The sequence below is a fragment of the Mesorhizobium sp. CNPSo 4689 genome, from assembly GCF_057784325.1.
In genome coordinates, this window is sequence record NZ_JBWLUZ010000027.1 from 52,835 (window position 1) to 77,982 (window position 25,148).

At 60.0% G+C, this 25,148-nt stretch carries 22 protein-coding genes and 2 pseudogenes; 18 read left to right on the top strand and 6 right to left on the bottom strand.

Annotated elements, in window-relative coordinates; translation table 11 throughout:
* Positions 1 to 10 precede the first annotated feature (10 nt).
* Together AC04SI_RS25660 and hemP are read right to left on the bottom strand one after the other, a co-directional pair.
* Positions 11 to 1,067: pseudogene (locus AC04SI_RS25660) on the bottom strand (hemin-degrading factor).
* Positions 1,068 to 1,089: 22 nt separating this feature from the next.
* Positions 1,090 to 1,218 (bottom strand): annotated as a pseudogene (hemP, locus tag AC04SI_RS25665) (hemin uptake protein HemP); the annotation flags it as partial.
* A 641-nt stretch (positions 1,219 to 1,859) separates the two neighbouring features.
* Here hemP and AC04SI_RS25670 point away from each other — a divergent pair.
* The 17 genes from AC04SI_RS25670 (at position 1,860) to AC04SI_RS25750 (ending at position 18,789) form a co-directional block, all read left to right on the top strand.
* Positions 1,860 to 2,180, top strand: coding sequence for a HesB/IscA family protein (locus AC04SI_RS25670; protein WP_488475120.1), 321 nt, complete (start codon positions 1,860 to 1,862; stop codon positions 2,178 to 2,180).
* Positions 2,181 to 2,197: 17 nt separating this feature from the next.
* The gene (locus AC04SI_RS25675; RefSeq protein WP_488475143.1) at positions 2,198 to 2,899 is read left to right on the top strand and encodes an iron-sulfur cluster assembly scaffold protein; all 702 of its coding nucleotides are present in this window, start codon (positions 2,198 to 2,200) and stop codon (positions 2,897 to 2,899) included.
* 52 nt (positions 2,900 to 2,951) lie between these two features.
* On the top strand, positions 2,952 to 4,169 hold the full coding sequence (gene nifS / locus AC04SI_RS25680) for a cysteine desulfurase NifS (RefSeq protein ID WP_488475121.1): 1,218 nt from the start codon (positions 2,952 to 2,954) through the stop codon (positions 4,167 to 4,169).
* On the top strand, positions 4,166 to 5,413 hold the full coding sequence (gene nifV, locus AC04SI_RS25685; protein WP_488475122.1) for a homocitrate synthase: 1,248 nt from the start codon (positions 4,166 to 4,168) through the stop codon (positions 5,411 to 5,413). The genes nifS and nifV overlap by 4 nt, the downstream gene beginning before the upstream one ends.
* On the top strand, positions 5,397 to 5,777 hold the full coding sequence (gene nifW, locus AC04SI_RS25690; RefSeq protein ID WP_488475123.1) for a nitrogenase stabilizing/protective protein NifW: 381 nt from the start codon (positions 5,397 to 5,399) through the stop codon (positions 5,775 to 5,777). The genes nifV and nifW overlap by 17 nt, the downstream gene beginning before the upstream one ends.
* Positions 5,778 to 5,961: 184 nt before the next feature.
* Entirely contained in the window at positions 5,962 to 6,813 is an 852-nt protein-coding gene (locus tag AC04SI_RS25695) for an electron transfer flavoprotein subunit beta/FixA family protein (RefSeq protein ID WP_488475124.1), read from the top strand.
* A gap of 18 nt (positions 6,814 to 6,831) precedes the next feature.
* Complete coding sequence (locus tag AC04SI_RS25700) at positions 6,832 to 7,941, top strand: electron transfer flavoprotein subunit alpha/FixB family protein (protein WP_488475125.1); 1,110 nt, start codon at positions 6,832 to 6,834, stop codon at positions 7,939 to 7,941.
* A gap of 11 nt (positions 7,942 to 7,952) precedes the next feature.
* Positions 7,953 to 9,260 (top strand): FAD-binding protein, encoded by a 1,308-nt coding sequence (locus AC04SI_RS25705; RefSeq protein ID WP_488475126.1) that lies wholly within the window; start codon positions 7,953 to 7,955, stop codon positions 9,258 to 9,260.
* 11 nt (positions 9,261 to 9,271) lie between these two features.
* Complete coding sequence (locus AC04SI_RS25710; protein ID WP_488475127.1) at positions 9,272 to 9,571, top strand: ferredoxin family protein; 300 nt, start codon at positions 9,272 to 9,274, stop codon at positions 9,569 to 9,571.
* Between the two features lie 173 nt (positions 9,572 to 9,744).
* Positions 9,745 to 11,499 (top strand): nif-specific transcriptional activator NifA, encoded by a 1,755-nt coding sequence (nifA, locus tag AC04SI_RS25715; protein ID WP_488475128.1) that lies wholly within the window; start codon positions 9,745 to 9,747, stop codon positions 11,497 to 11,499.
* Positions 11,500 to 11,736: 237 nt separating this feature from the next.
* A complete protein-coding gene (gene nifB / locus AC04SI_RS25720; protein ID WP_488475129.1) occupies positions 11,737 to 13,212 on the top strand; it encodes a nitrogenase cofactor biosynthesis protein NifB in 1,476 nt (491 codons plus the stop codon).
* 32 nt (positions 13,213 to 13,244) lie between these two features.
* Positions 13,245 to 13,439, top strand: a complete 195-nt coding sequence (locus AC04SI_RS25725) for a 4Fe-4S binding protein (RefSeq protein WP_488475130.1) — start codon at positions 13,245 to 13,247, stop codon at positions 13,437 to 13,439.
* 96 nt (positions 13,440 to 13,535) lie between these two features.
* Positions 13,536 to 13,856: a nitrogen fixation protein NifZ gene (locus tag AC04SI_RS25730; protein WP_488475131.1), complete on the top strand. Its 321-nt coding sequence runs from the start codon at positions 13,536 to 13,538 to the stop codon at positions 13,854 to 13,856.
* Positions 13,853 to 14,065, top strand: a complete 213-nt coding sequence (gene nifT / locus AC04SI_RS25735; RefSeq protein WP_488475132.1) for a putative nitrogen fixation protein NifT — start codon at positions 13,853 to 13,855, stop codon at positions 14,063 to 14,065. Before AC04SI_RS25730 ends, nifT begins: the two co-directional genes overlap by 4 nt.
* Positions 14,066 to 14,102: 37 nt before the next feature.
* Positions 14,103 to 15,044 carry an SIR2 family NAD-dependent protein deacylase gene (locus tag AC04SI_RS25740; protein ID WP_488475133.1) on the top strand — a complete coding sequence of 314 codons (942 nt, stop codon included), beginning with the start codon at positions 14,103 to 14,105 and terminating at the stop codon, positions 15,042 to 15,044.
* Positions 15,045 to 15,103: 59 nt separating this feature from the next.
* Positions 15,104 to 16,891, top strand: coding sequence for an ABC transporter ATP-binding protein (locus AC04SI_RS25745; RefSeq protein WP_488475134.1), 1,788 nt, complete (start codon positions 15,104 to 15,106; stop codon positions 16,889 to 16,891).
* Positions 16,891 to 18,789, top strand: a complete 1,899-nt coding sequence (locus AC04SI_RS25750; RefSeq protein WP_488475135.1) for an ABC transporter ATP-binding protein — start codon at positions 16,891 to 16,893, stop codon at positions 18,787 to 18,789. Before AC04SI_RS25745 ends, AC04SI_RS25750 begins: the two co-directional genes overlap by 1 nt.
* A 623-nt stretch (positions 18,790 to 19,412) precedes the next feature.
* Here AC04SI_RS25750 and AC04SI_RS25755 read toward each other — a convergent pair.
* From AC04SI_RS25755 to AC04SI_RS25770, 4 genes are all read right to left on the bottom strand, one after another.
* Positions 19,413 to 20,453: an LLM class flavin-dependent oxidoreductase gene (locus AC04SI_RS25755; protein ID WP_488475136.1), complete on the bottom strand. Its 1,041-nt coding sequence runs from the start codon at positions 20,451 to 20,453 to the stop codon at positions 19,413 to 19,415.
* A gap of 91 nt (positions 20,454 to 20,544) precedes the next feature.
* Positions 20,545 to 21,684: a histidinol-phosphate transaminase gene (hisC, locus tag AC04SI_RS25760; protein ID WP_488475137.1), complete on the bottom strand. Its 1,140-nt coding sequence runs from the start codon at positions 21,682 to 21,684 to the stop codon at positions 20,545 to 20,547.
* Between the two features lie 240 nt (positions 21,685 to 21,924).
* The gene (gene nifA, locus AC04SI_RS25765) at positions 21,925 to 23,688 is read right to left on the bottom strand and encodes a nif-specific transcriptional activator NifA (protein ID WP_488475144.1); all 1,764 of its coding nucleotides are present in this window, start codon (positions 23,686 to 23,688) and stop codon (positions 21,925 to 21,927) included.
* A 399-nt stretch (positions 23,689 to 24,087) separates the two neighbouring features.
* Positions 24,088 to 24,396 (bottom strand): hypothetical protein, encoded by a 309-nt coding sequence (locus AC04SI_RS25770; protein WP_488475138.1) that lies wholly within the window; start codon positions 24,394 to 24,396, stop codon positions 24,088 to 24,090.
* A 183-nt stretch (positions 24,397 to 24,579) separates the two neighbouring features.
* On the opposite strand from AC04SI_RS25770, the gene AC04SI_RS25775 reads away from it, so the two are divergent.
* Positions 24,580 to 25,148: cation:dicarboxylate symporter family transporter (locus tag AC04SI_RS25775; RefSeq protein ID WP_488475139.1), on the top strand; the 569-nt coding region annotated here is incomplete at its 3' end.

Genomic DNA, 25,148 nt, shown 5'->3' on the forward strand with positions numbered 1-25,148 from the left:
GGATCTTACCTTACGCGGCTGACGGGGTTGGGATACGCGGCAGGCTCTCAGCGAGGAACCGCCAGTCGCCGCGCTCTCGTTCGCCTTCCTTGCGCGTGCCGAAGAACTGGATGATCATGTTGCCGTCGGCGCCATAGGCTTCGAGTGACGTGACCGTCCCTGGTCGGCTTGCGCACGGCCCAGACCTCACGAATGTGGTGGGTCCTGAGATGCAGGTGGAAGGTCTCGTCGAGCACATTGATCCGCGGGCCGATCTGCTTGACCGACTTGATCGGACCGGAATGGATCTGGATGCAGCCACGATTGCCGACAAAGCACATGATCGGCATTTCGTCTTCGGCAGCGTGATGGAACATGGCGCCTACGGCAGCATTGTCGAGCAGCCAGGCGTAATCCTGGCCGACCATGCGCATAGCCTGACAGCGGCTGAGCTTCAGCATCTTGAGCATGCCGAAGAACTGATGCACGTCGGTCAGCTGGCTCCAGTGCTCGCGTAAGTCCTCGACCGTGGCGGCTTGGTCCGGAACCTCTGCGTCACTGTCAACTCCGCTCGCCCCAACCGACACGATCGGCTCCTGGTTCGAGGATTGGAGCTCGTCTGTCAGTTTTTGATAGGCATAGAGGTTGGAGGCCGGCCTTAAATGCACTATGTGTATCGCTTCGCCGGTCGCATCGAAGAATTGCAGGCTGCGGCGGATCTCCCCGCCATCGCGCTTCTCCACGGCAAAGCCATGCGCCCACACCTTCGGGAAGATGCGCAGGTCGATGTCATCGCCGAGCACCATGGTATGATGGTTGCCGGTGAGCACCCTATCGTAGATGCCTATCTTCTCGTGCACGGCACTTTCATTGCGGGTCAGCGCCATCACCTCGCCGACCGCCTCGAGACCGGTCAGCACATCATTGACGCGCGGCTCGACGCGCACCGTGCCGAAACCGCAATGTGCCGCGACCAGCTCCGCTTCCGAAATGCCCAATAGGGCGGCGAAATCGCGGTCACGGATTTTGGGGCTGTCTTCGCGTGCTCGCCGGATTTCGTCCGGCGAGGGTCTCTCGCGCTGGTCCATGTCTTACCCCTGCTTCCACATACTTGTTGAGGATCAGCTTGCTCTGCCGGGTGATCTTCAGCCGATAGAGCGCAACATGATGCTCGATGACGATCTCATGCTCACCCAGGAACAGAGTATTGCTGGAGAGCGTGCGCACCGCCGTCAGCACCCGCTCGAAACCGGGCGTGCTGTTTGAACGGCGGACGCCATGACGGTAGACGGTAAATGCACATGCCGGTCGAATCTCATCTCAAGTCGATCGACGGCGCTACCAGGTGGTGAGCGATTGTGGATGTAGATGCCAATCGGCGGATCGGGCGTTCCATGGGCGGTGCTGCGTTCCCGCAGAAAGCGGATCGGACCCAAACCTGACATTTTGCTTCCCTTCCTTCGTTCCACCGATTGCCACACCCACGAAATGCGATCGGTCGGCAGTTCTGCCGCTCCGCCAAAAGTGAGCTTCAAAAGTCGTGCCAATTGCCCCAGAAGCGACCTCGGAAGAAATCTTCTGCATACTGGTCAATGATTTGCGTGAGAGTGCAGCAGGACTCAGGCCGAGCGCGACTGTGTCGCGCATTCGACAAATCGCACGGTCGTGTCGGTTGCCCGGCTGTTTTCGGATGAATGCGGACAGCATTGCTCCGGCGGAATTCACGTATTCTACCGGCTTGCACACTCCCAATATCCGACAATGTTGCACACCCGACATAGGAATGCTGGGGCAAAACACTGTTTGAAAAAGGTTTTCCTTTGGCACGGCACATGCACGCTCATCCTCAATTACGTCACGCATTGAGGAGAAATCGAGCCATGGTTACGCTCACCGACAACGCAGTTGCCGCCGTCAAGACGGCTCTTTCCCGCGCCAGCGAGCCGGCGGAGGGCTTTCGGATCATGGTCCAGACCGGCGGCTGTGCCGGCTTCAAATACCAGATGGGCCTCGAGAGCGTCTTGCGCGAGGGCGATGCGATCATTGAGACAGATGGGGTCAAGGTGTTTGTGGACGCAGACTCCCAACGCCATGTCGCCGGCATGACCGTCGATTTCGTCACGGGGCTCGACTCCTCCGGCTTTGTCTTTGACAATCCCAACGCGCGGGAGAAGTGCGCTTGCGGCAAGTCCTTCGGCTGATCGCCCGAGACATGCGCATGTGGAACTGTAGCGAGAAGGCCAAGGACCACTTCAACCGGAAGCATGCCGGCGTTCTGGTAACAGCCAATGCAGGTGAGGTCGGCGCCATCGCCTGTGGCGACGCGCTTAAATCGATGATCAGCATCGATTCGATGATCGCAAGGATCACTGCTGCCAAGCGTCAAACCTTCAGCTGCGGCCCCGTGATCGCTTGCTTGTCGGCGCTTACCGAACTCACCATCGACAAACCACTATCGAGCAAATCACTCGCTAGACAAAGCCTGGCCGCGGCTGCCTCGCATGCTTCGAAGTCATCGAGGAAGTGGTTGCGTGAGCCCATGCAGCGATGGCTGCCGAAGGCTGCATTACGGCAGAGGACACGGCCGGCACATCAGATGTCCGCGCCCTCAAGAACAAGACAAGATCAAAGCCGATTTCGGGACCGGCAATCGCTTCGAAGCGGCATGCGAACAACATTGCCGCCCAGAACAGCCCAGGTCCTAGCGGGACCCGAAGCTGCCGACCGCCAAAACGACGACGACGCAGCAAATCCGGCTGATCGAAATAGGGGCCGCGGGCGTTCTTACCTGCAGGCTCGCGACGGGGATTGCGAACTTGTCGTGTCGAGGGCGACCGAGTCTACGTCAACTGTCGGCCACCTACACCGGCTCCCAATTCGCCCCCTTCACCATCGACGGCATGCGCCAGAGGCTCAATGAGGGGTACCGGCCTCGCGCTTCGCGTCATTCCGATCAATTGAGGATCGTACCCATGAGACCTGTCTATCTCGACAACAACGCAACCACGCGGGTCGATCCTGAGGTCGTGCAAGCGATGTTGCCATTCTTTACGGATCAATTCGGCAACCCTTCGTCGGCGCACGCTTTTGGTGCCTCAGTCAGTGCGGCGGTGAGAAAAGCGCGGCGGCAGTTGCAAGCGCTGGTCGGCGCGGCGTTCGACGATGAGATCATCTTCACCTCGGGTGGAACAGAAAGCGACAATGCAGCGCTTCTTTCGGCGCTCGAAGCGATGCCCAACCGGACCGAGATCGTGACTTCTGCGGTCGAGCATCCCGCCGTGCTGACGCTCTGTGCGCATCTTGAGAAGACCCGCGGCGTCAAGGTGCACAGGATCCCGGTGGATCGCCGTGGCCAGCTCGACCTCGACGCCTACATGGCCGCCCTCACCCCACACGTGGCAATCGTCTCGATAATGTGGGCGAACAACGAGACTGGCATGATCTTCCCCGTGGCCAGGCTTGCCGAGTTGGCCAAGGAAGTGGGCGCCCTTTTCCATACCGATGCTGTGCAGGCGGTCGGCAAGCTTCCGATGGACCTGAAATCGACCGCGATCGACATGCTGTCGCTCTCCGGCCACAAGCTGCATGGCCCGAAAGGGATCGGCGCACTCTACGTAAAACGTGGCGTCAACTTCCGCTCGCTGATCAAGGGGGGTCACCAAGAGCACGACCGGCGTGCTGGCACCGAGAATACGCCCGGCATCGTCGGGCTCGGCATGGCGGCCGAACTCGCCCTGAAATTCATGGACGACGCGACCACACGGGTAAAGTCGCTCCGCGACCGCCTGGAGGGCGGGATCCTCCAGCGCATCCCAAACACCTTCGTCACTGGCGATCCGCTGGAGCGGTTGTCGAACACCGCAAACATCGCCTTCGAACATATCCAGGGCGATGCAATCCCACTTCTCCTCAGCCGCGCGGGCATCGCCTGTTCGGCCGGCTCCGCCTGTACCTCCGGTTCACTGGAACCGAGCCATGTCTTGAGGGCGATGAACACGCCATACGGGGCAGTCCGCTTTTCCTTCGCGCGCGACAACGGCGAAGAGGACGTCGATCGGGTGCTCGAAGTCATGCCCGCGATCGTGGAGAGGCTGCGTGGCGTTCGCAATTCTGGGCCGGGCAAGCGAAGTGCCGAAAACCTTCAATCGGGTCTATGCTCCGGCGCCGGAAGAACCGGTAGTCACTCATGAACCGTCGGGTCTTTCTCAACGATACAACCTTGCGCGATGGCGAGCAGGCGCCCGGCGTCGCCTTTACGACGGCAGAAAAGCTGGAGATCGCCGAGGCTCTTGCGGCAGCCGGCCTCCCAGAGATCGAGATCGGCACGCCGGTCATGGGCGCCGATGAGATCGAAACAATTCGCGCCGCGGTCGCGCGGCGGCTTCCGGTTCGGCTCACGGCCTGGTGCCGGATGACGTCGCAGGATCTCGATGCAGCCATCGAGAGCGGCGTCCCCGCCGTCAATCTGTCGCTGCCTGCATCAGACATCCAGCTTGCCGCCAAGCTCGGTCTCGATCGGCCGGGAGCGCTCCAGGTCGTCGAGCATATGGTCAGGCGCGCGGCTGCTGACGGCTTATTCGTCGCGGTGGGCTGCGAGGATGCCTCGCGGGCCGATCGGGATCATCTCGCGCGCGTCATCGAGACAGCCGCGCGCGCCGGCGCAAGCCGCGTCAGGCTGGCCGACACGGTCGGCGTTCTCGACCCCTTTTCGACCTTCGAACTTGTCGCCCAGCTCGTGGCGCGGTCTTCAATCGACCTTGAATTTCATGGCCACAACGATCTCGGCCTCGCTACCGCCAACACGCTGGCCGCGATCCGCGCCGGCGCGCGCCATGCCTCTGTCACCGTCCTCGGGCTCGGCGAGCGCGCCGGCAATGCCGCGCTGGAAGAGGTCGCCGCAGCGATGGCGGTCCTCGACGGCGCGGATACCGGCATCGAGCTGACCGCGTTGCCCCACCTCGCCGGCCAGGTGGCGCGGGCCGCGCGCCGGCCGACAGCAGCCATGAAGCCGGTCGTCGGCGCCGATGTTTTCACCCACGAATCCGGCATCCACGTCGCTGGGTTGCTGAAGGACGCGCGTAGCTATCAGGGGCTCGATCCGGCTCTCGTGGGCCGCTGCCGGCGTATCGTCATCGGCAAGCATTCCGGCGCCACGGCGATTGCCCATGTACTGAGCGAAAGCGGCCGCGATCTCGACCCGGATCTGGCGGCCGCTATGGTGGCCCGCGTCCGACGCAAGGCGGCCGAAACCAAATCGACCGTCACTGCAACTCAACTGGTCGAGCTCTACGATAAAATGTTCAGCGAGGCAGGCATCGCTGGTTCATCCCATTTCATTCCTCCAACCGCGGATTGCGCGCAGGTCAGCCCTGCGACGAACGCACCCACACCACAGTTTTCCGACCAGGGAGAATGCAATGAATTGTTCCGCTGACAGCCGCCCCATTGATGTCACCGACATCCTCGCGCGACTGAAGCGCCTGTCGGCTGCGGAGGAGTTCTTCGCAGTCCTTGGCGTCTCCTATGACCCGAAGGTGCTGAATGTCTCGCGGCTCCATATCATGAAGCGCGTGGGCCAATACCTTGCCGAAGAAGATTTCTCCGGTCTGCCCGACCAGGTGATTGCCGCGCGGGTGCGCGCCACGCTCGAACGCGCTTACGAGGACTTCGCGATTTCCTCGCCGCTCGCGCATCGGGTCTTCAAGGTGCTCAAAGACCACGATCCGAACAACCCTGCCACGCCGGGCCGCACCTTCGTCCCGTTCGACACCGTACTGAAGCGGTTCGGACAGGAATGAGCCCGACACGGTTGCGACGCGACAATGTCGCGAAGCCGACAAATCCGGTCATCGCGACGGCGCATCAGAAGCAACCAACCGAATTTCTGGAAGAAAAGGGCAGGAAAACGGTTGGCACGAATGATGCGACCAAGCAGCTGCACCGCCAAGCCCGCATCCGGATAAGAGCCCAGCGAGACAGCCAATGCACATCGTAATCTGCATCAAGCAGGTGCCAGACTCGGCACAGATCCGCGTCCATCCGGTGACGAACACGATCATGCGCCAGGGTGTGCCGACCATCATCAACCCTTACGATCTGTTCGCCCTCGAAGAAGCACTCAGGCTACGCGACGCTTATGGTGGCGAGGTTACCGTGCTCACTATGGGTCCGCCCATGGCAGAGGACTCCCTGCGTAAGGCGCTCGGATACGGCGCTGATCGCGCAGTGCTTTTGACCGACCGCTATTTTGCCGGTTCCGACACGCTGGCGACCTCCTTTGCTCTTTCCCAGGCAATCGCGAAGATTGGCGAGACGTTCGGCACGCCGGACGTGGTCTTCACGGGCAAGCAGACGATCGACGGCGACACCGCCCAAGTCGGGCCCGGCATCGCCAAGCGTCTCGATCTCGTGCAAATCACCTACGTTGCGAAAATCGCCTCCATTGATCTTGCTGCGCGCGAGATCACGGTCGAGCGCCGTTGTGAAGGCGGTACGCAGAAGCTGAAGAGCAGGCTGCCTTGCCTCATCACCATGCTGGAAGGCACCAATGAGATGCGTCGGGGCTCGATCGAAGACGCCCTGTGCGCCGCGCGCAGTCAGGTCGTGAAATGGAGTGCAGCCGAGGCCGGCATCGAGGACCTCACCAAATGCGGCCTGCGTGGCTCGCCGACGGTCGTTAAGCGCGTTTTCGCCCCTAGCGCGCGGGCGGAAAAGGCGGCGCAAATTGACACCGCCGAGAAGGCGTTGCGCGATCTCGCCGACGAACTGATTTCTGCAATCTTCACCCGCCAGCCGGCGCTGGAACCGGATCTCGCCTTCAACGGCGGCGCGTAACGGCAAGGAGCAGACCATATGTCGAGCGCGAAACCAGACACCCCCCGCCCTGCCGCCGGCCGTGCCGGCATAAAGAAGGAGCTTCCCGAGCGTTTCAAGGACTATCGGCACGTCTGGGTTTTCATCGAGCTCGAACGCGGCCAGGTCCATCCCGTATCCTTCGAACTGCTCGGCGAGGGCCGCAAGCTAGCCGACAAGCTTGGCGTCCAGCTTGCGGGCGTCGTGCTCGGACCAGCAGGAGAAGCCACCCAGAACGCGGTCGCCGAGGCCTTCGCCTATGGCGCCGACCTTGTCTACATCGTCGAGGCGCCGCTGCTCGTCGACTATCGGAACGAGCCTTTCACCAAGGCGATGACGGATCTGGTTGATACTTACAAACCCGAGATCGTACTTCTCGGTGCGACCACGCTCGGCCGGGATCTCGCCGGTTCCGTCGCGACGACCTTGCTGACAGGGCTCACAGCAGACTGCACTGAACTCGACGTGGATGCCGACGGTTCGCTGGCCGCGACCCGTCCGACATTCGGTGGTTCCTTGTTATGCACGATCTATACGCTCAACTACCGGCCACAGATGGCGACGGTGCGACCGAGGGTCATGCCCATGCCGCAGCGAGCGGATAGGCCGGTCGGGCGTGTCATCCCGCACAAGCTGTCGCTAGCCGAGGACGAAATCGTCACCAAAGTCCTCGCCTTCCTGCCGGATAGCCAGTCGGGAAAGGCAAATCTCGCCTATGCCGATGTGGTGGTTGCGGGAGGCCTTGGTCTCGGCGGAGCGGAGAACCTGCAACTTGTGAAGAGTCTCGCGCGAGCGATCGGCGCCGAGCATGGCTGTTCGCGCCCGCTGGTCCAGAAGGGTTGGATGCCGGCTGATCGCCAGATCGGCCAAACCGGCAAAACCATCCGACCGAAGCTTTACATAGCGGCCGGGATTTCCGGCGCCATCCAGCATCGGGTTGGCGTCGAGGGGGCGGATCTCATCGTGGCCATCAATACCGACCCGAACGCGCCGATCTTCGATTTCGCCCACCTCGGGATCGTCACCGACGCGATTCGCTTCCTGCCCGCCCTGACGGAAGCCTTCACCCGCCGGCTGTCGCCCCACAATCGCGATAAGCTTGCGAGCTAAGGCAGATGGACATGATCGGGGAAAATTTCGACGCCATTGTTATTGGGGCCGGCATGTCCGGAAACGCAGCTGCTTACACCATGGCAAGCCAAGGCCTGAAGGTGCTGCAGCTGGAGCGGGGTGAATATCCGGGCTCCAAGAATGTCCAGGGTGCCATCATGTACGCGAACATGATGGAGAAGATCATCCCGGATTTCCGGGATGATGCGCCTCTCGAGCGGCACTTGGTTGAACAGCGGCTTTGGGTCATGGACGCCACGTCCCACACCGGGATTCACTATCGGTCGGACGACTTCAATGAGGCGAAGCCCAACCGCTATACGATCATCCGTGCCCAGTTCGATAAATGGTTTTCGCGCAAGGTGCGCGAGGCCGGCGCGACGGTTCTGTGCGAGACGACCGTGACGGAACTTGTCCGTGATGCCAATGGCAAGGTGATCGGCGTCCGCACAGATCGGGCCGGCGGAGCGATCTACGCGGACGTGGTCGTGCTCGCAGAAGGTGTGTCCGGACTGCTTGGCACGCGGGCCTGCCTGCGCGAGATGCCGAAGCCGGAAACCGTGGCGCTTGCCGTCAAAGAAATGCATTTCCTGCCCGAAGAGGTCATCGAGCAGCGGTTCGGCCTAAAGGGCGACGAAGGCTGCGTGATCGAGGCGGTGGGTACGATTTCGCGCAGCATGGCCGGGCTCGGCTTCCTCTACACCAACAAGGAGTCGATCTCACTGGGCATTGGCTGCCTCGTCTCCGATTTCGCCGCAAGGATGGAAAGTCCTTACGTCCTCCTCGACGCCTTAAAACGCCATCCTTCGATCCGGCCGCTGATCGCCGGCTCAGAGCTGAAAGAATATTCCGCGCATCTCATTCCCGAAGGCGGCTACAAGGCGATACCGCAGCTTTTGGGCGATGGTTGGGTCGTCGTTGGCGATGCCGCGCAACTGAACAACGCCGTTCACCGCGAGGGTTCGAACCTCGCCATGACCTCCGGCCGTATCGCGGCTGAGGCAATCGTCAAGGTTAAGAGCCACAACGGTCCCATGACCAAACGGAACCTCGCCCTTTACAAAGCCATGCTGGACAAGTCCTTCGTGGTCAAGGACCTGAGGAAATACAAAGACATGCCGGCTTTGCTCCACACCAATTCCTGCAATTACTTCACAACCTATCCGCGGTTGATGTCGCAAGCCGCGCAGAACTTCATGCGTGTCGACGGCACGCCGAAGATCGAGAAGGAAAAGGCGACCACGGCGGCCTTCATCAAGGCGCGCTCGCGCTGGGGCCTGGTCAGCGACGCGGTCCGCCTTGCATTCGCGTGGCGCTGAAGGGAGACGAAATGTCGATCGCAGTGACGAACTCACGTGTCGAGGACAAGCTTTACCAGAACCGCTACCTGGTGGATTCCGGCCGTCCGCATATCAAAGTGCGACCGCACGAGAGGCCAAGCGCGAACTTGCTCGCGCTGACCCACGTCTGCCCGGCGAAATGCTATGAGTTGAACGACAGAGGTCAAGTGGAGATCAGCGCCGACGGCTGCATGGAGTGCGGCACCTGCCGGATATTGTGCGAGACCAGTGGCGAGATCGAGTGGAACTATCCACGCGGCGGCTTCGGTGTCCTCTTCAAATTCGGATGACCGACGCGCCTCGTTTCAAGAGCCTGAATCTTACCAGACCTGAAGTTTCGGCACGTCAGCCGCTGCTAGATGATCTCTCACATTAGAAAAAGCTAGTGAATAGTGTGGGTTTTGGAAAATACAAAACGGCGCTTGGGAGAAGCACCCTGGATGACAACCCCTGAGGTGTTTGCATGGCTCACGTACTGCGAGATCGGGTCGATGAAGTAGGACCTCGAAACATCCTGCCTGAAACACGGATCAACTCCATTCACGAAGCGGATATCTCGTTCAGGGGAATCTACGAGATATCGAAGGTCCTCCTGACCGCCCCCACTCGGCTTGAGATCACGATTGCCAATGTCGTGAATACGCTCTCCTCATTTGTGCAGATGCGTCATGGAGCAATCGTCGTCCTGGATTGCGAAGCGGAGCCGGAGATTACCGCAACCACCGGCAGCTCCCGCCCACCACCTCAATCAGGAATTGGCCGCATCATACCGCAAGCCGCGCTAGACCGGATCGTCGCCACCAGGGCGCCGCTCGTCATACACGATGTTAGCAAGTCCGAACTATTTCAGGCCGACCTTCAACCGTCTTCGAGCGGTGACACAAAACCAATTGCCTTCATCGGTATCCCGGTAAAGGCTGAGCACGAAATCCTTGGGACATTGTCGATCGACCGCATCGGTGACGGCGAGACCAGCTCCCTTTGCGACGAGGACGTACGTTTCCTAACCATGGTCGCCGACCTTGTCGGCCGCACCATTCGTCTCCATCGCATCCGCAGTATGGATCGACAGCGGTTCCTCGGCGAGCAACGGAGACCGGAGAAATGGCTCGACGAGGAGAGGACCGACCCAGCAAGGCATCGGCATGTCAAGCTCGACGGGATCATAGGGGAAAGTCCCGCACTCAAGCAGGTCCTCGAAACCGTAGAGATCGTGGCAAGGACTAATTCCACCGTGCTTCTGCGGGGCGAAAGCGGCACCGGCAAGGAATTCTTTGCCCAGGCCATCCATAAGCTTTCACCTCGGGGGAAGAAGGCCTTCGTCAAATTGAACTGCGCCGCACTGTCTGAAAGCGTTTTGGAATCAGAGCTGTTTGGACACGAAAAGGGCGCCTTCACCGGCGCTATCTCCCAGCGCGCCGGCCGATTCGAATTGGCAAATGGCGGAACGCTGCTACTTGACGAAATCGGCGAGATTTCGCCTGCTTTTCAAGCCAAGCTGTTGCGCGTCCTGCAGGAAGGTGAACTGGAGCGAGTGGGCGGCACGAGAACGCTTCAGGTCGATGTCCGGCTCATATGCGCCACCAACAAGGATCTCGAGACGGCTGTCGTAAATGGGGAGTTCAGGGCCGACCTATATTACCGCATCAATGTTGTGCCAATCATCCTGCCCCCGCTCAGAGAGCGAGCCGGCGATATTCCACGCCTTGCGAAGGCCTTCCTCGACCGGTTCAACAAGGACAACCATCGCGAGCTCGCTTTCGCGCCGTCGGCGCTTGATCTGATCTCGCAATGCTATTTCCCTGGCAATGTCCGGGAGCTGGAGAACTGCGTGCAAAGGACGGCTACACTTGCGCGTTCAAGGACGATAACTCCATCGGATTTCGCCTGCAAGAACAGCCGATGCCTTTCGTCGCTCCTCTGGAAAGCAGCCCACCGTTCGAATGGCGGCAATGCCTTCGACGAACTCTCCCAGCGTGATACGATGCCGGTTCGGCGCATCGGTGCCCCGCAAGGCGAGGCATCGCCCGTCAAGGTCGTCTACCCGAATGATCCGACTTGCCCCGCAAGCTCGCATCTGACGGAACGCGACCGCCTGACCGACGCGATGGAGAAGGCCGGTTGGGTTCAGGCCAGGGCGGCTCGTATCCTCGGCCTCACGCCGCGGCAGGTCGGCTACGCTCTGCGCCGGCATGGTATCGAGGTGAAGAAATTCTAGGCGTCCTGATGACGCCAACCGTCAGGCCGGAGTAGCCTTCCTCACAGTCTGCGCGCCTAGGGGTGGTAGCCTTTACGACCTGATTTGCTTGCCCACTGTCGGAAGCCCGACAAAAGTGTGTCGCAGTAAACCGACAGAACCCAACACGGAAAGCCAATTGGGGAACCAAAACCGCTCTTTGAGCTGGCATGGCTCTTGCGCCTTGAACTGCGACGTTACCAGCAACGGAGCCGTTCGATGCCCGCACCGATGATTTCGCTTGAGGGCCTGACCAGCACGACATCCCAGTTGCTGGCGACCGCGAAACCCGGTGGCTGCGCATCTTCAACCTGTGGCTTGTCAGGAAAGCCGGAGGACATCGAGCCGGCTGTCTGGGAGAAGATCAAGGATCACCCCTGCTTTTCGGAAGAAGCGCATCACTACTTCGCACGCATGCACGTCGCGGTCGCCCCGGCTTGCAACGTCCAGTGTAACTACTGCAATCGCAAATATGACTGCGCCAACGAGAGTCGGCCTGGAGTCGCTTCGGAAAAGCTGACACCCGACCAGGCGCTACGCAAAGTGATCGCGGTCGCCAACGAGGTGCCGCAGCTTTCTGTACTCGGCATCGCCGGACCGGGCGATGCCTGCTACGACTGGAAAAAGACAAAGGCAACGTTCGACCGAGTTGCCAGGGAAATCCCCGACATCAAGCTGTGTATCTCCACCAACGGTCTAGCGCTGCCGGACCATGTCGCCGAACTCGCCGACATGAATGTCGATCACGTGACGATCACCGTCAACATGGTCGATCCTGAAGTCGGTGCAAAGATCTATCCTTGGATCTTTTACGACCATCGCCGCCACACTGGCATCGAAGCCGCCCGGATCCTGCACGAGCGGCAGATGCTGGGCCTGGAGATGCTGACCGCGCGCGGCATCCTCACCAAAATCAATTCGGTGATGATCCCAGGCGTGAACGATGAGCATCTGATCGAGGTGAATAGATGGGTCAAGGAGCGTGGCGCGTTCCTGCATAACGTCATGCCGCTGATTTCCGACCCGGCGCACGGTACCCATTTCGGCCTGACCGGGCAGCGCGGCCCAAATGCAACGGAGATGAAGACACTTCAGGATCGTGTCGAAGGCGGCGCCAAGTTGATGCGCCACTGCCGGCAGTGCCGGGCCGATGCCGTCGGCCTGCTCGGCGAGGATCGTGGCCAGGAATTCACGCTCGACAGCATTCCCGGCGAGGTCACCTACGATCCCAGCAGGCGCGAAGCCTATCAAAAGGTGGTCGCGCACGAGCGCCGTGATCACGTGGCGGCTAGAAGCGAGGCGATCGGAATGGTCAAGGCCGCGGGTTCCGGCAAGTCCCTTCTCGTCGCCGTGGCCACCAGGGGCGGCGGCCGCGTCAACGAACACTTCGGCCATGCGAAGGAATTCCAGGTTTATGAAGCCTCGCCGAGAGGGATCAGCTTGGTCGGGCATCGTAAGGTCGAGCAGTATTGCCTCGGCGGCCGGGGCGAAAACGCCACCCTCGACGGCGTCATCGCTGCGTTGGAAGGCATGGACATCGTGCTGTGCGCCAAGATCGGAGACTGCCCCAAGGATCGGCTGGCGGAAGCTGGAATCCGAGCAATCGACGCTTATGGCCATGACTACATCGAGACCGCAATCAGCGCGCTTTACGCCGCCGAGTTTGGGATTCAAACACTGGCGGCGACGGCCTGAGCCGTCTCATTCCAATCAAACCAGGAGTTAAAATGGCTTTCAAGATCATCGCATCCCAATGCACCCAATGCGGCGCTTGCGAGTTCGAATGTCCCTCCGTAGCGATCAAGTTCAAGGGCGAGACCTACGTGATCGATCCGGACAAGTGCACCGAATGCAACGAGGCCTTCGACACGCAGCAATGCGCCTCGGTATGTCCGGTGCCGAAGACTTGCGTTCCCGCTTGATTCCAATTCGGCTACCGACAGGGCCGGGCTCGCCGGAGGGCGCCTGGAACCCTTTGCCGACAACCTGCAGCCCTCAAGAAAAATGAAGGAACGCCCATGTGGCTGGGACGCGAACAGGAGGTCGAGATCCGCAAGCCTCCACGATTCATGCCGGGAGAGCGTGTCCGTGCCACTCGCCACATAAAGAATGACGGCACCTATCCTGGCAGGGAGATCGGCGAAAACCTCGTGCGGAAGGGTGACGAGGGTTATGTGCGCGACATTGGCACCTTTCTCCAGCAGTTCTTCATCTATGCGGTCGAATGGGTCGATCGCGGCACGGTCGTCGGCATGCGAGCGCGTGAACTTATGAGCCTCGACAAAGTCGAGGTTCCTTGCAGTGCCGAAAGCAATACCAATGAAGGGACGGCCAGATGAAAGTCATGATCCGCAGGACCGATGCAGGCTTGTCGGCGTATGTCCCCAAGAAGGACCTCGAAGAGCCGATCGTCAAGCGCGAGAACGAGGAGTTGTGGGGCGGGGCCGTAACGCTCAGGAACGGGTGGCGGTTCGTCCTGCCCGACCTTCCACGGGATACGCGTCTGCCGATCACCGTCGAGGCCAGGAAGATTTCCGACGAGGTCTGATCCTGCCGGGTGATGAGGGCGTCAAGAGGAAACGAGCATGAACACCATTCAGACCTCGGGCCACCTCGTTGTCGTCCGGGACAGTTTTGCCGAAAACCTGCTTGGACTGGCGAAGGAAGCGCTCGCCGCCGATCAGGTGATCCCGTATCTCGGTCCGGGTCTTCTTGCGTTCAACTCTGCGGAACCTGTACCGCACAGCCCGGAAGCCGTCGCCGCGGCGCTCAACACACGCGCGCCAGCCCCTTCCAAGATTCGCACCAATATGTGGTCGGTCGCACAGTTCATCGAACAGCGCCGGCATCGCCGGACGCTTCAAGCGTGGATGGCCGAGATATTCGCAGCGCCGGCGGCGCCGAGCGTCCTCCACGGCTGGCTCGCAAAGCTGCCGCTCTCCCTCATCATCGACAGCTGGTACGACGGCGCTATGCGCGCGGCCCTCGTAGACACCGGCCGAACGGACGTCGTCGAGATACAAGGCGTGACGCGGGCGAACGAATTCGGTGACATTTGGACGAAAACCTATGACTTGGCCGGCAGCGGACTCGAACCCCAGTCGGTGGCAAAGACGGTTCTCTATACACCTCACGGCAGCATTAGGCCGACCGCAAATTTCCTGGTAGCAGATTCGGACTATGTCGAAGTCCTGACCGAAATAGACATTCAGACGCCGATCCCTGACGTGGTGAAGGAGCGGCGCACGAACCGTGGCTTTTTCTTCGTTGGCTGCCGCTTCAACGATCAGATGCTGCGCACCTTCGCCAGGCAGATCATGAAGCGCTCCGAAGGCCCACGTTGCACGATAATGGATGCGCAAACGCTGACCAGAAACGAAGCCCGTTTCCTTGCGGCAAGCGGAATCACGGTGATTGACATGCCCGTAAGTGAAGCCGTGGCTCGGCTTGTCGGGTCAGGCTCCGCAGCAGCTGGTGGCCAGGATGAAGGCGCAAAATTCAGTCGGAAACACACCCGTGAGCAGTGATGGCACGACCTCTCTCAATTCGTCCGCGCATATGGAAGCGGCCCGCTTGGGGCCGGGGCTTGAGCACGCTGCTGCGCATTACGCGTATGAATTTGCGTCACCCGCGGCAGGTCGCCTTCGCTTTCGGATCGACGATCGCAGCGGCAATCCTCCAGCTGCTCATTCCCCAGCTTCTTGGCCGGGCTGTCGACCAGACCCAGATAGCCATCGGGGGCAGTGTCACGGGAGCCGCTGCAGAACAAGCGCTCTGGACCCCGGCTCTCCTGTTGCTTGCCGTGAGCGCGCTGCGCGGCCTCTTCACGATGGCGCAGAACTATTTTGCCGAAGCCGTCGGGCATCACGTGGCGCACGAACTGCGGCTCGCTTGTTACGACAAGATCCAGCGTCTCAGCTTTTCCTTTCACGACCGGGAGCATTCAGGCGATCTGATAACTATCGGCATGCTCGATCTCGAGGGCGTGCGGATGTATTTTTCCACGGCCCTGGTTCGCGTGCTACTGCTCACCATTCTGATCGGGATCGGCGCCTACACGATGATCTCAACCGACCCGGTGCTCGGCGTAGTCGCGCTGAGCTTCGTGCCTTTCGTCGCCTGGCGATCGTCGGTCACACAGCTTAGGCTGAGCGCCACCTGGCTCGACCTGCAGGAGCGGCTTTCGGTCCTAAGCCGCGTCATGGAGGAAAATCTCGCAGGCATCCGCGTCGTCCGCGCCTTTTCGGCTCAGGCTTATGAGATGCTGAAGTTCGACCGCGCTTCGAAGAACGCGCTCGACCTCGCCCACGACCAGGTTGACGTCTACGTACCCAACACGTCAGCGATGAACCTGTCTTTCTTTTTCGCCTTGGGGTTGGTCCTCTGGATCGGTTGCAACAAGCTCATCGCCGGCGAGGTTAGGGTCGGAACCCTCACAACGTTCCTGGCCTTCATGACGATCCTGCAAATGCCGGTCCGCCAGGTGGGCCTGATGGTCAATGCGTTTGCCCGCGCTTCCACTTGCGGTTCGCGTCTCTTCGGTTTCCTCGATCAGGACATCACGATCAGGGATGCTCCCGACGCCACACCGCTCGAGATCAACGAAGGCACTCTGCGCTTCGACAATGTCTCGTTTGCATATTCCGGCACCGGAAACAGCGCCGTTCTGAAGAACATCACCTTTGAGGCCCGTAGGGGCGAGACGATCGCGATTGTTGGTCCGCCGGGATCGGGCAAATCGACAATGGCTCACCTGATCCCCCGCTTTTACGATGTCACCGGGGGCACCATCACGCTTGACGGGCAGGACATCCGCGGGGTCACCCTCGCGACGCTTCGCAACGCGGTCGCCGTCGTACAGCAGGATGCATTCCTGTTCACCACCACGATCGAGAACAACATCGCTTATGGCGATCCCTGGGCGAAGAGACAGCGAATCAAACGCGCTGGCGAGTTCGCCCAGCTCCACAACTACATCCTCGGCCTCCCCGCAGGCTACGAGACGGTCGTCGGCGAACGCGGCGTCTCTCTCTCTGGCGGCCAGCGCCAGCGTCTCACGATTGCTCGCACCATGATGCTGCGCCCCTCGGTCGTCGTTTTCGACGACTCGACGGCCGCGATCGATGCCGCCACCGAGCAGCGTATCCGCCTGGCGATACGACGTTTCGCCAAGGATAGGGTGACGATCATCATCGCCCACCGGCTGAGTTCGCTTATGCACGCTGACCAGATCCTTTTTGTCGACAATGGCGAGGTCGTCGAACGCGGCACCCATCAAGAGCTTTTGGCTAAGGGAGGACGCTATAAGGCCCTTTACGATCTCCAGTTGCGCCCGGGCGATGACATCGCGATCGCGCAGAGAGGCGCGCCCTGATGGCCAAGGGGCACGCCAGCGAACTCGAGACCGAACCCAATGACGACGGTAGACGCCCCCCGCGCGCGGTCGTCGGCTCCCATCGCACCGAGGAGGAGATGTTCGGCCGGGCCTTCGACAAGAACATCATTTGGCGCATCTGGGCCTTTGTTCGTCCCTACCGCGCCATGGTAGTCATCTCGGTCGCCGCATTGCTGATATTCATCGGCACGCAGCTTCTCATCCCGCTGATCATCCGCTACGCGATCGACCACGCCATGACTCCGGCAGGCGTTGACCGTTCCGCGCTGCTTAAGGCCGCCGGCGCGTTCGCTCTCGCCATTCTGGGTAATTTTGGCGCCTCCTACACGCAGGAAACCGTGGTGGGGAAAATGGCCGTGAACGTCCTCTTCGATATCCGCCGCGCCATGTTTGGCCATCTGCAGAAGGTCTCGCTCTCCTTCATGGACAAGACCGAGGTCGGGCGCCTGATGTCCCGCCTTCAAGGCGACGTCAACTCCATCCAGGAATTCCTCGAAACCTCGGTCTATTCCGTAGGCGATATTGCGCTTCTGTTCGGCATAGTTTTTGTGATGCTGTGTCTCGACTTCCGCCTGGGCCTCCTGACGCTCTCGGTCTTGCCGGCTCTTTTGATCATCCGCATCGTCTGGTTGCCGCGCGCCCGCGAAGCCTTCATGACTGCACGCGAGACCAATTCGGTCGTCAACGGCGCGCTGGCCGAAGCCATTCACGGCGTGCGCACCGTCCAGTCCATGGACCGCCAGCAGGTGAATTTCATGCTTTTTGACGACAAGGCCCGTGCCAACCTCAGGGCTCACCTGATCGCTGCCAAATATGCACAGGTCATGGTGCCGATCGTCGATGGCCTCACCGGCCTCGCCATGGCCGTCGTCATCGTGGCCGGCGGCTCCATGGTCATGAGTGGTCGCATCGATGTGGGCGTGTTGGTCGCCTACCTATTTTACATCCAGCGCTTCTTTGACCCAATTCGCTCACTCACCTTGCAATATTCGGTCATGCAGCGCGCCATGACCTCCGGCAGGCGCCTGACCGATGTGCTCGACGTTAAGATCGAGGTCCAGGACAAACCGGATGCCAGGGTGCTTTCGCCGGAAATGGACGGCTCGGTCGAGTTCAAGGAGGTCACCTTCGGCTACAATCCCAACCATCCGGTGCTGAAAAATGTCTCCTTCCGGGTCAATCCCGGCGAGACGGTCGCCTTGGTCGGGCCGACCGGCTCGGGTAAATCGAGCGCGATGGCACTCGTCCGCCGCTTCTATGATGTTCAGCGGGGGCAAGTGCTCATCGGCGGGCACGATGTGCGCGATCTCACTCAGGAATCGCTCGGCCGCCAGGTCGCCATGGTGCTCCAGGAGCCGTTCCTCTTCACAGGGACGGTGTTCGAAAACATTCGCTACCATAAGCCGGAAGCCACGCGCGACAAGGTCATCGAGGCCGCCAAGGCGGTCGGCGCCCACGACTTCATCATGAGCCTTGCCAACGGGTATGAGACCCAACTTGGCGAACGCGGTGGCAACCTATCTCTGGGCCAACGCCAGCTTGTCAGTTTCGCCCGCGCTCTCGTTGCCGACGCCAAGATCCTGGTTCTTGACGAGGCCACCGCCAACATCGACAGCTCCACGGAAATGCTGATTCAGAACGCTCTGAGAAAACTCCTTGAAGGCCGCACTGGCCTCGTCATCGCCCATCGCCTTGCAACGATCCGCGGCGCCGACCGCATCATCGTACTTCAGAATGGCCAGGTCATTGAGACCGGCAACCACCGCAAACTGATGGCCATGGGTGGGCTCTATTGCAATCTCTACAATCTCAACTACGCGTCCTTCGACGACATTCCCGTACACGATACGACCGCACAAGCCGGCTCCCAGCCCTGACTTCTTGCCGGCCTTTGGTACAGGCATCGACATTCGGGGCGTGCCGGCGGACCACTCAGGCCGCCGCAGACGACGAAGCAGGCAGCATTCATGAACAAGCAATCGTCGCAGATCGTGAAGACCGGCTGCGAGCGACTTCCTCCAGCATCGCTATCCGGCCATCGCGTAAAGGGCATTCGAATCCACCCCGCAACATCGGGCGAGCTCGCTCCAGGTGGTGTAGCTCGGCGTAGCAAAGCCGCTCGCGAGCGCGCCCTCAACAGCGCCCTAGCGAGTGACGGCTTTGCTACCGCCGAGCCGCTAATGAAGCTGGATGCGGGCGCCGCCCCGGGCGAGAAGAACCCTCTCGGCGGGCTATGGGCAACGACTAGCGCGAGCGAGACGAGCAGACGCATGCCGGCACCGTGACGCGCTCGGTCATCATCTCCTTAGGATCGTGCAGGCTCACACCGCGGCCCAGACGTCAGCGAACCACAAACACGGTAATCTGTGCCGCCGGTCGTCCGTCAGTTTGGCCTCCCTCACGATCTTGCCGTCTCCACCACGTGCACGCTCGAGCACGTGGATGTCAGGTAGCGCTGCTACCACGATTTTACCTTCCGCTCAGACTGCAAATTGCATGGTCAGCCAAATCGAGCCATGATTGCGGATTGGATGGTCGTCGCGGTGTATAGGGAAGCATCTAGCGGCAGATTCCCAAATGCCAGTTGACAAAGAAGGTAGTTAGCACCTGCCTCTTCCAACTGACCAAGCAGAGCTTCTCCCACAGACGCTGCTGATCCTACCACGCACAATTCACTCTTGACTGCTGCATCGAAGCTCAGCGGCAGGTTTGGTGGAGTGGGGATAGCGTTAAGCTCGTAAAGGAATTGGAAGCTCTTGAGCCATCGTTCGTAAGCAGGTGCCGCGAGCGCATAGGCATGTGTGTCACAACGCCCAACCACGACCATGCGGAGCAATCCAATAAATGGCGCTTGATCGCCCGCGCCAGCGTTGTCCTCTCGATAGGCGCGGAACGCATCAGTAGTTTTGCGAACAGAAGAGGAAGGTCCTACACACGCGATATTAGCTCCATTCGCAGCAGCCCAGGCTGCGGACTCGGGTCGATTGGCGGCGACCCATGTCGGCAGATGTGGATGCTGATGAGGTCTTAGCATCAAAGGAACGTCATTGAGCTCAAAATGGCGGCCTTGATAGCACAGCGTGCCGACCTTCATGGCATTGACAAGTATTTCAATAAGAATTTCGCTGGCTTCGGCATAACGGCCCGACACCGCGTCCGCACCAATCCCGAAGTAACCCAATTCGACCGGAAGAGCACCGCGCCCTATGCCCAGTTCGAGCCTGCCACCGCTCAATTGGTCCAGCATACAGATCTCTTCAAACGCACGCAGCGGATGATAAAGCGCAAGCAGCATCACCAAGGGTCCGAGACGCAGGCGCCGGGTGCGCTGGGCGACGCTCGATAAGAACAGATTCGGCGATGGACCTCTCCCATGGGGGGTACAGTGGTGCTCTGCGAGATGATAGGCATAGAATCCTAATTGATCGCACGCCTCTGCTAATATCAGGCGATCTTCGTACTGTCGGGCGATATCGCCGCCGTCCTCGTCCAGGTGATCGAAGATGCCGAAGGCTAGGTTTGAAGGAAAGACGTTTGTCACTCGATATTGTCCCCGATTTTAAGCAGGCTGTTCTCTTGCTGGGCTGACCAAGCAAGTTGAAAGATTGCCAGTGTGTGATCTTGGATTAGCGTCAGCGTAACGAAGAAGCTGAGCCTGACGCTTCCCTGCCCCTGGAGCTTGGCACCTTTAGGCTTCCAGCAATATCGGCAGCGGCAGCAAGAAATGCATCCATCTGCTCTTTTGTGCCGATGCTAACGCGGATGCAATATTCCAAACCTCTGTCCGGAAAAAAGGCGACAAGTATCTTTTGCCTTTCCAAGGCTGCTTGCCACCATGAGCCGTCCTGTCCCGCTGGCACACGGGCTAGCAAGAAATTTGCGTGGGAGGGCGTTACGGAAAATCCAAGTTGCGACAGTGCGACTGTCACTCGCTGTCGTTCATGTTTGATGTGCTTGTGGTTCTCTGCGTAGGCGCCGCGATGCGCAAGCACGCTGATACCAACCGCATGCCCGATCACGTTCATGTTGAAGACGTTCTGGATGTTGCGCAGCCTGCCAATAATTTCAGGGTGACCGAAACCGAAACCGACGCGAATGCCGGCGGCGGCATAACTTTTCGAAAATGTTCTCAAGATCAGAAGGTTCGGATAACGGTCGATGAGGCGCAGGCCGTGATCGGGTGCAAAGTCGACGTAGCACTCATCAACGACGATCAAGCGGTCCGATTGTGCCACGAGACGTTCGATATCGCTCATCGGGACAAATGTTCCGGTCGGATTGTTTGGATTGGCCAACAGAATGAACTTGGCGTCTTTTGCCGGACCGGAAAGCAATTGCTCGATTGGCAGGGAATGAGTTTGCCATCCGATTTCGAGAAACTCAGCACCCTGCACCATGGCAAGTTTGCGGTTGAACGAAAATCCTGGCGACATCATCGCCACCTTGTCGCCTGGGGCGAGGAAAGCTCTGTAGATGAGTCCGAGCAGTTCAGACGACCCGTTGCCAGCGATGACCTGATCCCTGGATACGCAATAGGCATTGGACGCTGCTTCCCTCAAGCTGGTGTTATCGTAGTCCGGATATAGATACTGGCGCTTGAGAGCCGCCACTGCACTTTGCATTATGATTGGCGGCAATGGAAACGGGTTCTCATTCGCATTCAGCTTGACCAAACTTCTGTCCGGCGCTGGTACGTTGGACGGCAGAGCATCCAACTGTCGCGTCACTTGCGGAAGAGACGAAAGCTCAGTTTGCACTTTTGCATCGAACATATTTTATCTCCGTTTTGGTCGCAGAGGGGCATCCGGTATGAGCTCGTAACGAGAGCAACATGGCCGACCGGATTTGGCGATGGCAGCGCTGCCTTTCACACGATGGTCGCAAGGTCGGCTGCCGGGAATTGGGGCAGGCTGTGCTCGGTCGGATCGACTTGACGTCCGACGCGGGTCTGCATCCCTGCGCGGGGGCCAAGGCGCGCGAAGCTGTCTCAGCTACTCACCTCAGTCATGCTTTCACAGACGCTTGATCTCGACGCCGTATTTCCTCAGCACGTAGCCAATCTGGCGCGGGGTCAGTCCAAGCAGGCGCGCCGCCTTTGCCTGCACCCAGCCACATCTTTCCATGGCAGCGATGACACTCTCGGCGTCGGTGGTCCTCGCACCAATTGAGTGGGCTGCGCCGGCAGGCGGGACTGTGGTGGCGGCTGAACGAGCGGCCGCAGCCGGCGGCGTGGCCGGATTCGCTGGCTCCGGCAGGATCGGTGTTGGTTGCAGCGCGACTTCCCCCGATCTGCTCCTACACAGCGCCTCGGCAAAGCATTGGCCGTGCCAGCAGGCAAAGTCGTTTCTCCCGATTGATGGTCCCGCCGCCAGGATCGCTGTCCGGTGCACGCAATTTTCGAGTTCGCGAATGTTGCCGGGAAAGTCACATTTCATCAGTACTTCAATCGCACGCGGATCGAAGGTCAGCGTACGGCCGTTCTCATCGTTGAAATTCTTGAGAAACTCAGCCGCGAGGAGCGGAATATCGGTGCGCCTTTCGCGTAACGCCGGCACCAGCAAGGGAACCACGCTGATGCGGTAATATAGGTCGGCTCGGAACTCGTTCCGTGCAACCGCCTCTTCCAGGTTCTTGTTCGTGGCGGCAATCACTCGAACATCGACCTTGATGGTCTGGTTGCTGCCGACGCGCTCGAACTCCTGCTCCTGCAGCACGCGCAGTAGCTTTGCCTGGAACGAGGCCGAGATCTCGCCGATCTCATCCAGAAACAACGTCCCCTTGTCGGCGAGCTCAAAGCGCCCCTTGCGGGAATTGAACGCGCTTGTAAACGCACCCTTCTCATGACCGAACAATTCGGATTCCAGGACTGTCTCTGGCAGCGCCGCGCAATTGAGTTTGATGAAGGGCCGCTTGGCGCGCGGCGACAACTCGTGAATAGCCTTGGCAACCAGCTCCTTCCCGGTACCGGATTCGCCTCGCAACAGAACCGTGGTCTTTGCCTTTGCTACCACCGCGATCTTCTCGAGCAGCGCGCTTAGCGCCGGACTGTCGCCAATCATCCCCTTGACGTGAACCTTCTTGCGCTGCCGTGCAGGGTGCTTGACATCAGAGAATTGCGTTTGCAGCCGATCTTCCACCTCCGTGGGTCCCTCGCGGTCGCCCGCGGAGAAATGCAACTTCACTGTCTGTCCCACCATGTTGGCGATCATGGTGAGCAGCAGGACATCATAATCGAGCCGATAGGTTGACCTGCTGTCCAGGGTGCGGTCGATAGTCAGCGTGCCTACGACGTTCCCATCAACACGAATGGGAACGCCGATGAACGACACGGTGTCGGAGGCCCCAAGCACCTCTATGTCAGCGGCAGTGAAGGCCGAATGCATCGCTATATTCTCGGCGACGAGCGGCGTGTCCGTCGTCACAATCTGATCGATTGCGTTGCGCGGCAGGCGCAACCGGGAGCGCTCATTGCTGTTCTTGTCGCAGCCGGTGGCCACGGTGATGTCCAGTACGCCCTCAGCGTCGCAGAGAGCGATGATACCGTGCCGCATCTGCACAAACGAGCGCAGGAGATCGACGACCTTGGCCAACGCGACTTCGAGCCGGGCGGGGTCGGTGAGTACTTTCGATATTTCGAAGATACCGGTGAGCGCGCGCTCGTGCGATGGCACATCCGCAGTATTCGTCTCGGACTTTGGGTAAGCCTTTTTCGCATCCGCAAGCGAGATGCGGCACTCGCTGGCATTTTGTCCTGATTTGCGAATGTTGTGGTGCATTTGATCCTCGATCTCGCGCCATGAAATGAATGCCGGCGGCATGTGCGCCCGCGACGTCGCAGGCAAGCGCGAAAATGCTCTGACGTGAACTCGTGCCGCCGCCATCTGGTCGAGTGCAAAGGGGGTCGATCCCTGACGCATCGTTTGGCTCCCCCTCCACGAAGCTTGGCCACGTTCTCGGCTTGCACCGGGCTCAACCGCACGTTGATTCAAAAGACCGGAGCGAGGCGGGATAGTCAATCGAGCTTTCTTTCATTCGTGAAAGGAAACCTCGTGCCGTATGATAGAATTCATCAGTTCTAATTTTGTCGGCGATGTTGAACGACAGAAATGCCTGCGCCGGCGATGCAGTGCCCGAGCGAGCTGACCGCGCCAAGCGCAACCTTCGGGCCGTGCCATTCACCAGCGCCTGTGAACCAGGGCGGGAATCACGGCCGACGACACCGGTCGGTCGCGGAACCGCCATTTCTCGATATTGATGACGCAGATAACAAAGGCGGCGGCGTCGCGTATGTAGGCGCGCAGCTGGTGGTCGAGCGCGGCTTCCTCGGCAGTTCTCAGGTCTGATGCCAGCGATGTGGCCCGTCTCAAAGTCGGCAAAACCGAGGGGCCCACCACGAATGTGTGGCAAAACCGCAAGCCAGAGAGATCGACCGGCGACAATCTGCCAGAGAACATCAACAGCGTGCTGGACGGCGGCCTTGTCAATCCCGTCTTGTGCCACCGGATTCTTCAGATCCGATCATTAGCGAGCCCAAGATCAGTTCAGGTCATGCGGTTCCATTTGGCACGGTGCTTGCGGCGGCGTTGGTGCAGCGTTCGACCGGAGCGCCGCGACGGGAGAAGCTTGGGCGGGAGGAACCCACCTCGATCCGGTCAGGGAGAGAAACAGTGTCACCTGCACAAGTCCGCAGCGCGAGTCCCGCGCCTCGCAAGCCCTTTTGTGCCAAGCTTTACGCCCAGGTGCTTGCCGCCATCGCCCTGGGCGTCGCAATTGGCTATTTCTATCCGGGGACCGGCGAGAGCCTGAAGCCGCTGGGTGATGCCTTCATCAAGCTGGTCAAGATGGTCATCGCGCCTGTCATCTTCCTGACAATTGCGACCGGCATTGCCGGCATGAATGATCTGCACAAGGTCGGCCGGGTCGCCGGCAAGGCGATGATCTATTTCCTTACCTTCTCGACGCTCGCGCTGATCGTCGGCCTCATCGTCGCCAATGTCGTCCAGCCTGGCGCCGGCCTCAACATCGATCCGGCCTCGCTCGATGTCGAGGCCGTGAGTACCTATGCCGCAAAGGCGCACGAGCAGTCCGTCACCGACTTCCTGATGGACATCATCCCGTCAACGATTGTCGGTGCCTTCGCGCAAGGCGACATCCTGCAGGTGCTGTTCTTCTCGGTTCTGTTCGGCATCGCGCTGGCGATGGTCGGAGAGACGGGCAAGCCTGTCGTTTCCTTCCT